Source organism: Kitasatospora sp. NEAU-CNBT7 (genome assembly GCF_057220535.1).
This window is the reverse complement of the sequence record NZ_JBXQQB010000080.1, coordinates 1-8,055: the sequence shown is the minus strand read 5'-3', so window position 1 is coordinate 8,055 and position 8,055 is coordinate 1. Positions and strand designations below refer to the sequence as shown.

The following is an 8,055-nucleotide window of genomic DNA, read 5'->3' as shown; positions in this document are numbered from 1 at the left end:
GACGCCGTTGCGGCTGTTGCCACTGCCCGCACCGGCCCGGTCGTGCTTCTCGTATCCGAGGTGGTCGGTGATCTCGCCCTCCAGAGCGGACTCCAGCACCCGCTTGGTCAGCTGCTGCAGCAGCCCGACCTCGCCGGTCAACTGGAGCCCGCTCGCGCGGGCCCGGTCGACCAGCTACCCGATCAACTGATCGTCCAACAGGTCCGCCGACAGCTCGACCGGCCGGACCTCTTCAACCGCCTCAACCGAGGCGATCACGTCGCTCATCAGGTGCTCTTCCTAGATCGGGAGATACACCGGTCACCGTACAGACCCGGACCGGGCAGTGTTGGGACAATGCGCTTGCCGAGTCGTTCTTCGCAACGATCAAACGCGAACTGCTCGGTGACCGGCCATGGCCGAGCAGGGCAGCGGCCCGCTCTGCGATCTTCGAATGGATCGAGGGACCCTGTTGCCCAATTGCCCTATGCGGCGAGGTCGAGGGCCGCGAGGTGTGAGGTCCGAGTGCGGGCGAGTGGCTTTCCGTTCCACCAGGCGTCGAGCCGGATGAGGTTGATGGCTGTGGCCGTGAGGACGTGTGCGAGGCGCGTCTTCGGCAGCCCGATGTAGCGGGTCCGGCGCGCGCCGGTGGCGACGGCTTGGTGGATCGTGCCTTCCACTCCCGAGCGGACCGCGTAGCGGGCCTTCCAGTCATCAGTGGTCTGCTCGGCGCGGACACTCTCGAGGATGGCGTCTTGTTCCTGCGGGCGGACGGTAAGTTGACGACCTTACCGTGTGGAGCTGGTGCAGTGGTCGCGCACTGGACACGGAGCGCACGTCTCGGTGGCGAACCGGATGCGGATCGCTGGTCGCTGATTGTGGTCCTGCCCTTCGGTCCAATAGCGGCTGGTAGCCCCGTTCGGGCAGGTGGCCCGCCGTGCGTGCCAGTCGATGGCGAAGGAGGTCTTGCCGAGGCCGATGGCCTGGACCGTCTGCCGTGTGGTGTTGGGTCTGACCGGGCCGATGACCCGGACCCGGTGGTCGATCGGGGCGGTCAGCAGGAGCTCGGCGGAGATGTAGCCGGCGTCCATGAGGTGCTCGGAGGGCAGCAGACCCTTGTCGTTGAGGCTGTCATGGATCTCGGCGACGACCGCCGAGTCGCCGGCGGTGGCGTCCGTGGTGACCACGTGGGTGATCATGTGCGGGCGGCCGGAGTCGGGTGCGTCGCAGGTCTCGCTGAAGTGGACATTGTAGCCGTCCCATGCCGATCCGCGTTTCACCGCGTTGCGGGAGTCCGGATCGTACGGCGAGGTGATCCTGACTCTGCTGGGCGGGAGATCGTCCTTCCCTCGCCAGGCCACCTCCTGCACCCCATCGATCACCGTGCGCTTGAACTGCTGCAGCCACACCGTCCGCAGGGTGGCGACGGCGGGGACCTCCCGCAGCCAGCCCGGAGCGATGGGCGAGGTGACGGCTTCGAGCAGGATGTATCCGTCGGCCGCGACGCGTTGGGTGAGCTGGACCCGCTTGTCCTCCTCACTCGGCAGGCGGTAGGAGTCCACCCGGGCTCCATAGCGTTCCTGCCACGAGGGAGCCATCCACGCGACGAGCCACCCGGGCGCCGAGACGGCGACCGCTTCCAGAGCCGCGCGCAGCGTCTCGCCCACAAACTCCAGACGGTTCAAGTTCCTTACCGCGGCGAGGACATGGGTGGAGTCGGTGCGCTGCCGGCCGCCGGCCGCGACCAGTTTCATTTCGGCCAACCGCTTCAGCAGAAGGTCCAAGATCTTCTCCTCCAGACCGTGGGCCAGGAGCCGGTCCCGGAAGCCGGTCAGCACGGTGAAGTCGAAGCCCGGATCGGCAAGTTCGAGGCCAAGGAGATACTTCCAGTCGATTCTGGCCCGCATCGCGTGTGCGGCCTGCCGGTCGGTCAGGTTCTCGGCGTACTGCAACACGCACACCAGCGCCAACTGCCCGGGCGAGACGCCAGGACGGCCACGGACACCGAACGCGGACCTGAAGACCTCGTCGTCGAACAGCGGACCGAGCGAGTCCCGGACCCGCATCGCCAGGCACCCCTTGGGAAACGCCGCGAGGGCGACTGCCCGTGTTGCCTCGGGTACTTCCCGACCCGAGTTCGCTCCCATCGACACCCCGTTGCCCCCGTCCCGCGGCCGCACGACGACCATCCAGGACAGGCCGCCAACTCGAGGCTCCACCCGGCAGACTCGGCGTGAATGCAAGATCGCGCCGATTCACCCAATTGGGCAACAGGGTCATCGAGGGCTGGTATAACATACGCAGGCTGCACAGCAGCCTGGGCTACCGCAGTCCCGCCGACTACGAGACTGCACTCGCGGCCTGACCACCACAACGAGGGTGTCCGTCACAGCGATGCAAGCTCAGGAGGATCTTCCAACAGGCAACCCGCGAGGCACTCAACACCGACACGTGAGCCGGATCGACATGGCACGCGCACGCGGCATCGCAGGAAACGCAGTCGGCACCGACGCCGTCGTACACATCACGCTCCGAGGCGGACAGCCGTGGCCCGCGACCTGCGCCGCGCAGTGGGACGGACTCCCTCCGCAGGAGCAGGCCGCCCTGGACCGCGCCGGCTTCGACGTGCGCCGCACCGGCGCCTCGACACCTGATGTCCACCACAGGCCCCCAGCGACTCCCTGACCTCCCGAGTGTCCCCGCGACGGGTGAACACGCGACCGCCCCGGGAGCCTGTCCCTGTGCGCCGCCTGCCACAGACCCTGCTTTGACCACGCCCCATGACGGGGCATACCGGACCGTGAACAGGTCAGCACGCCCCGGCCTGGCGCCAGTTGTGCTCTGTCTCTGTGTAGACATGGACGGTGAGTGCCGCTATTCGGCCTTGATGCTGGCCAGGATGTTGAGACGGCTTGCGCGGCGGACGGGTGTTGCTGCGGCGCCGAGGCCGACCAGGGCGGCCGCGACGAGGAACAGGACCAGCTTCCCCCACGGTATGACGATTTCCATGGCAGCGGCCTGGGTGATCGCCCACCCCAGGAACACCCCCATGCTGACGCCGAGTACCGCCCCGAGGAGCGAGATGATCAGTGCTTCGGTCCGGATCGTCTGACGGACTCCGCTGTTGTCCATGCCGAGCGCACGGAGCAGGCCGATCTCGCGGCGGCGTTCGAAGACGGAGATGGTCAAGGTGTTCACGACTCCGACGACTGCGATGACAAGGGTCATCACGAACATCCCGGTCAGGATCGCGATGATAGGGCCGGAGCTGCCTCCGTTGCCCTTGCGGTCGATGTCGTGCTGGAGGGAGTCGGCGAAGACGGCCATGCCGCTGGCCATGGTGACGCCGATGCTGACGGCTGAAGCGGTGGCGCCGGTACGCCGCGGGTTCTGTGTCGCGTTACCGCAGGCCAGTGGGCCAGTCACCGGGAGAAAGCGCTCCAGCGGCTTGCGAACGAGGCCGATCACGGGGCGGGAGAGAAACGGCGTCAGGACGATCATGCCGAGCAGGGCCAGGACGGCTCCGCCTGTGACGATCCGGCCTCCCGGCGCGTTACCGATGCTGGCGCCGATGGTGACGATACTTGCGCCGACGGCGGCGAGGAGTGCGCCGAAGGTGTTGCGGATGGCCAGGTTCTTGGGTGTCGGCGGGGTGTGGATGCTGCTCATGGCGGCGACGGGGGCGATCTTGGCGGCGCGGCGGGCGGGCAGCCAAGCGGCCAGGATGGTGACGAGGACGCCGGTGCCGAGGGAGAGCAGTATGGTGGCGGGCGTGACGATCAGTGGTCCGGTCGGCATGTCAGCGCCTGCGGCGTTGATCCCCGCCCTGATGAGTACGGACAGGCCGATTCCCAAGGGCACACCGGCCAGGGATGCTGCGGTGCCGACGAAGAGGGCTTCGGCCAGAATCGAGCCCTTGACCTGGCCGCGGGTGGCGCCGACGGCGCGGAACAGGGCGAGTTCGCGGGTGCGCTGGCCGATGAGCATGGTGAAGGTGTTGGCGATGACGAACGTGCTGACGAACAGGGCCAGGCTCGCGCAGGCCAGCAGGATGTTCGTCAGCGGCTTGATGTTTTCCTCGGTCTGTGCCATCTTCCCGGCCGCTACGGATGAACCGGTCTGCGCTGTGACCCCGCTGTCTTCGGGTATGAGCGGCTGGACCTGCGTGAGGAGCTGCTGGTCGGAGATGCCGGGCGTGGATGTGAGGTCGATCTGGGAGTAGCGGCCCGGGCTGAGCAGAAGCTTCTGGGCGGCTTCGGTGTTAAGGAGCAGGGCCGGTCCCGTGGTCCGGTCGGCGACGGGTGTGTACAGGCCAACGAGCCGCTGGGATGCTGCTTGGCCGGTTCCCGCCGCGACCGGCACGGTGTCGCCGAGGCGGTAGCCGGCCGAGGTAGCGGCCGTGCGGGTCATGGCCGTCTCACCTGACCGGGTGGGAGGGCGGCCCTCGGTCATACGGTAGGCGGGTGCACTGCCGTCGTTCCCGGGGCTGTAGCTGCCCGCGGCCGAGTGCAGTTTCTGGCCGTTCTTGCCTTCGACGGTGACGTAGCCGGATACGGAAGCCCGGGCGGAGGCAACCCCGGGCAGGGATTCGGCGCGGTGCAGTAGCGTCTGGCTGAGTCCGGCGTCGGTACCGGTCGAGTTGTTGGTGCTGATCACGACGGCGGCGTTGCCTGCGCTCGTGTCCGCCGCGGCGCGTTCCGCGTGCACGGCGGTGTCGCCGAAAACGAGGACGCCCGAGACGAAAGCGACGCCCAGGAGAATGGACAGGGCCGTCAGGGTCAGGCGGGCTCGCTGGGCAAGCACGGTGCGGAGGGCGGTGCGAAACATGCGGATTCCTCGGTACTCGGCCTTGCGACCTTGGTGGTGTCAGGCGGGCCGGTCGGTGCCGAAGCGCTTCATGCGCGCAAGGACAGCGTCGGCGGTCGGCTGGTGGAGTTCGTCGGCGATGCGGCCGTCGGCGAGGAAGACGACGCGGCCCGCGTAGGAGGCAGCGACCGGGTCATGGGTGACCATAACCATGGTCTGGCCTAGTTCACGGACCGAGGAGGCGAGGAAGGACAGGACTTCACCGGTGGAGCGGGAGTCGAGGTTCCCCGTGGGCTCGTCCGCAAAGATGATCTCCGGACGGGAGACCAGAGCGCGGGCGCAGGCGACACGCTGCTGTTGCCCGCCGGAAAGCTGAGAGGGGCGGTGCTGAAGCCGGTCGGCCAGACCCACGCTCGCAACCACCGTGTCCAGCCAGTCCTGATCTGGTACACGGCCGGCGAGTTGGAGCGGCAGGAGGATGTTCTCCAGTGCCGACAGGGTCGGGAGCAGGTTGAAGGCTTGGAAGATGAACCCCAGCTTGTCCCGGCGGATCTGCGTCAGATGCCGGTCATCGAGGCCGCTCAGCTCTGCCTCACCGATCCGCACCAAGCCGGACGAGAAATCATCGAGGCCAGCCATGCAGTGCATCAGCGTGGACTTCCCCGAACCCGAAGGCCCCATAATCGCGGTGAACTCGCCCCGCCCGAACTGCACACTCACGTCATCCAGAGCCGTGACCTGGGTCTCGCCCTCGCCGTAGACCTTGCACAGCCCGACCGCAGCCGCAGCTGGTTGGCTTCCAGCACCCCTACGCAGTTCGGCAGGGGCGGAGTGAGCGGCGTGGCGCATGAACGATCTCCGGGCGGTCATCAGGCCAGCAGAAGGGTGACTGCCCAAGGCTCCACCAGACTGGCCCGGCACGCCCTCCCCTGATCGGCCTACGTGGTGGTGGGAACGAAGGTCAGTGAGCCTTTTCAGAGCGGCCACCGATCGGGTGACGGGGCCAAGGTCGCCTCCGGCGTGCCGACCGCGATCCTGCAGGCCCGGGTAGCCGTCAACGCCGGACGACGTCTCACCCTGCCGAGCAGGGGCGAAAGAGCTCAGTGTGTAGCCGTCGGTAATCCGCCGGATTCCTCATGACATCACCGCCTCACCTTCGCAAGAGAGTCGCGACACTCCGACTTCGGGGGACAGCAACCTTCCGGTGGCTCGTCTCGAAGCCCACTCCAAACTCTCGTTAAGAACTCGCGCAGATTGGCTTGGGTCAGGGCCGCCGGGTGGGGCGGTCGGCCCAGCGGTGGGTGGTCCAGGGGCACCGGATGGGCCTACGTACGGTGATGATGGTGTCGGCGAGGTCGAAGTAGGCGTTGATCACGGTGGTCCGGCGTTCGTAGCAGCGGGCGAGGCGGTGGAATGCGTTCTGCCAGGCATGGGTGCGTTCGACGTGCCAGCGGTGGGTGGCCTGGATCGGAGCCTTCACGTCCTTGCGGGCGATCTCGCCGCGCAGGCTCCGGTCACCGAGCGTGGTGCGGGTGCCGGCGGGCGGAGTCGTGGCCGGCGTCGAGGTGGACGGTGATGTCGTCGGGCAGCGGGCCGAGGGCGTCGAGCAGGTCCAGGGTCGGGGCGAGCGGAGGTGAGTCGTGGCGGTTGGCGCCGGCCAGGACGCGTCCGAGGGGGATTCCGTGACCATCTGTCACTCCCGAGCGTTTCATGCCTTGTTTGCCTCGATCGACGGGTGAGCGACCTGCGGCTTCGCCTCCGCCGGGAGCCTTGGTGATGCTGCCGTCGACGGCGATCCGGTCGAGCTCGAGGCCGACGATCCGGTCGTAGGCATCCAGTGCGAGCTGATTGAACCGGGTGAACACCCCGAGGCGTATCCATTTGTCACGCCGGTTGCGGATCGTGGTGGCCGAGCAGGTGGTGTCGGCGATGGCCTGGTACGAGCAGCCGAAGCGGAGCAGCTGCAGGAGCTTGTCGAACACGATCCGGTCACCGATCCGTCGGCGGTGGCAGCCGAGCGGGTGGGCTGGATCGAAGTTGGCAGGTTTTCGGGTTCGGGAAAGTTGGGGACGAGCGGGTTCGCGGTGCCGGTGTGAACGTCGTAGGGCCGGTTCCAGGCCAGGGCCTCGTGCGGGCGGACGGTGTTGTAGTCGCGCCGGGTAGTCCTCGGCATGCCGACGAGATCGAGGGCATCAGGGATCTCCTCGAGGAACAGCTTCTCGTACTTGAGCGAGCCGAAGCCGCGCTCGCGTGAGCCGTTCTGCCCGGGCGTGCGGACCCGGGTGCGGACGTGCCGCAGCTCCGGCCGGGTGGCGATGAACGCCTCGAACCGGAACGAGCGGAGCGGTCCGCCGTTGTCGGTGACGATCGTGACCATCGGCTGGACCGTGCCGTCAGCGTCGCGCGGGGCGAGCTCGGCCAGCGGCTTTCCGGCCAGCAACTCCGCTTCCTTGATGGCGAGTTCGATCGCGGCGATGGCGTCGTGCTGGTTCGCGGTGGGCGACACGTGCCAGCCCAGCTCGTACTTCGACCAGTAGTCCCGGCAGCCCGCGAGCCGCCAGGTGCCGCCGCCGGTCGTCTCGAACCGAAGTCGAGCCGCCGGACCTGGTTCGGGCCGGCCGGCTCGGTCGCGAAAGCGGCCTTGCGGCGGGCGGCGAGCCGACGCCGTTCCCGCTGGTGGTTCGCCTCCAGCAGCAGGCCCTCGTCCCGCAACAGCCGCAGCACGGTGGCCTGCGAGACGCGGTGGCCGTCGTGGCGGCACATCGCCCAGATCTTGCGGTGACCCCAGGCCGGGTGCGCGAGCGCGTGCCGGCGGGCGGTCTCCCGGACGCTCTCGCGGGCCGGGCGCGGCCACGGCCCTCTCACATGCGCGCCCTGGCGTGCGCGGGCCTGGTGGCGGCGCCAGGCCCGCCCGGGCACGCCGATCAGACGGCAGAACCTCGCGGTCGGCATGCCCGCCCCGGTGCGGATCACCTCGAGGTCCTCGAAGGGCCCAGCCGGCCCTCCGCGGACTTCTTCCACACCCGTAGCTCGACTGCCGCCTCACCCAGTGCCTGGGTCAAGTCGGCTACTTGGGCTTCGAGTTGCTGTTCCCGGGTGCTGGGGCCGGACTTGCCCGCGAGGCCGGCCCGGCCGGACTCCAGGAACCGGCGCTTCCAGGTCCCGATCGACTGCTCGGACACCTTCGCCCGCCGCGCGGCCTCGGCGACGGTCATCTCACCGGCCAGGATCGACAGCACGATCCGGACCTTCTCCTCCGGCGGCAGCGCC

Annotated in this window: 3 protein-coding genes and 6 pseudogenes; 1 reads left to right on the top strand and 8 read right to left on the bottom strand. The window is 68.4% G+C overall.

Translation table 11 applies throughout. The features are described from left to right. A pseudogene (locus AC2TEW_RS37850) lies at positions 1 to 267 on the bottom strand (transposase); the annotation flags it as partial. A gap of 53 nt (positions 268 to 320) precedes the next feature. On the opposite strand from AC2TEW_RS37850, the pseudogene AC2TEW_RS37845 reads away from it, so the two are divergent. Beyond that, positions 321 to 443, top strand: a pseudogene (locus tag AC2TEW_RS37845) (integrase core domain-containing protein); the annotation flags it as partial. 21 nt (positions 444 to 464) lie between these two features. Here AC2TEW_RS37845 and AC2TEW_RS37840 read toward each other — a convergent pair. The 7 genes and pseudogenes from AC2TEW_RS37840 to AC2TEW_RS37810 form a co-directional block, all read right to left on the bottom strand. Next, a pseudogene (locus tag AC2TEW_RS37840) lies at positions 465 to 2,126 on the bottom strand (IS1182 family transposase). Between the two features lie 727 nt (positions 2,127 to 2,853). Next, positions 2,854 to 4,806 carry an ABC transporter permease gene (locus AC2TEW_RS37835; protein ID WP_484627737.1) on the bottom strand — a complete coding sequence of 651 codons (1,953 nt, stop codon included), beginning with the start codon at positions 4,804 to 4,806 and terminating at the stop codon, positions 2,854 to 2,856. Positions 4,807 to 4,845: 39 nt separating this feature from the next. Beyond that, complete coding sequence (locus tag AC2TEW_RS37830) at positions 4,846 to 5,634, bottom strand: ABC transporter ATP-binding protein (RefSeq protein WP_484627738.1); 789 nt, start codon at positions 5,632 to 5,634, stop codon at positions 4,846 to 4,848. Positions 5,635 to 6,049: 415 nt separating this feature from the next. Continuing rightward, positions 6,050 to 6,809, bottom strand: a pseudogene (locus tag AC2TEW_RS37825) (IS5 family transposase); the annotation flags it as partial. A gap of 140 nt (positions 6,810 to 6,949) precedes the next feature. Beyond that, a pseudogene (locus tag AC2TEW_RS37820) lies at positions 6,950 to 7,162 on the bottom strand (integrase core domain-containing protein); the annotation flags it as partial. Positions 7,163 to 7,485: 323 nt separating this feature from the next. Further along, positions 7,486 to 7,737: pseudogene (locus AC2TEW_RS37815) on the bottom strand (IS3 family transposase); the annotation flags it as partial. A 17-nt stretch (positions 7,738 to 7,754) separates the two neighbouring features. After that, positions 7,755 to 8,055 (bottom strand): helix-turn-helix domain-containing protein (locus AC2TEW_RS37810; RefSeq protein ID WP_484627736.1); only part of this gene is annotated, 301 nt, incomplete at its 5' end.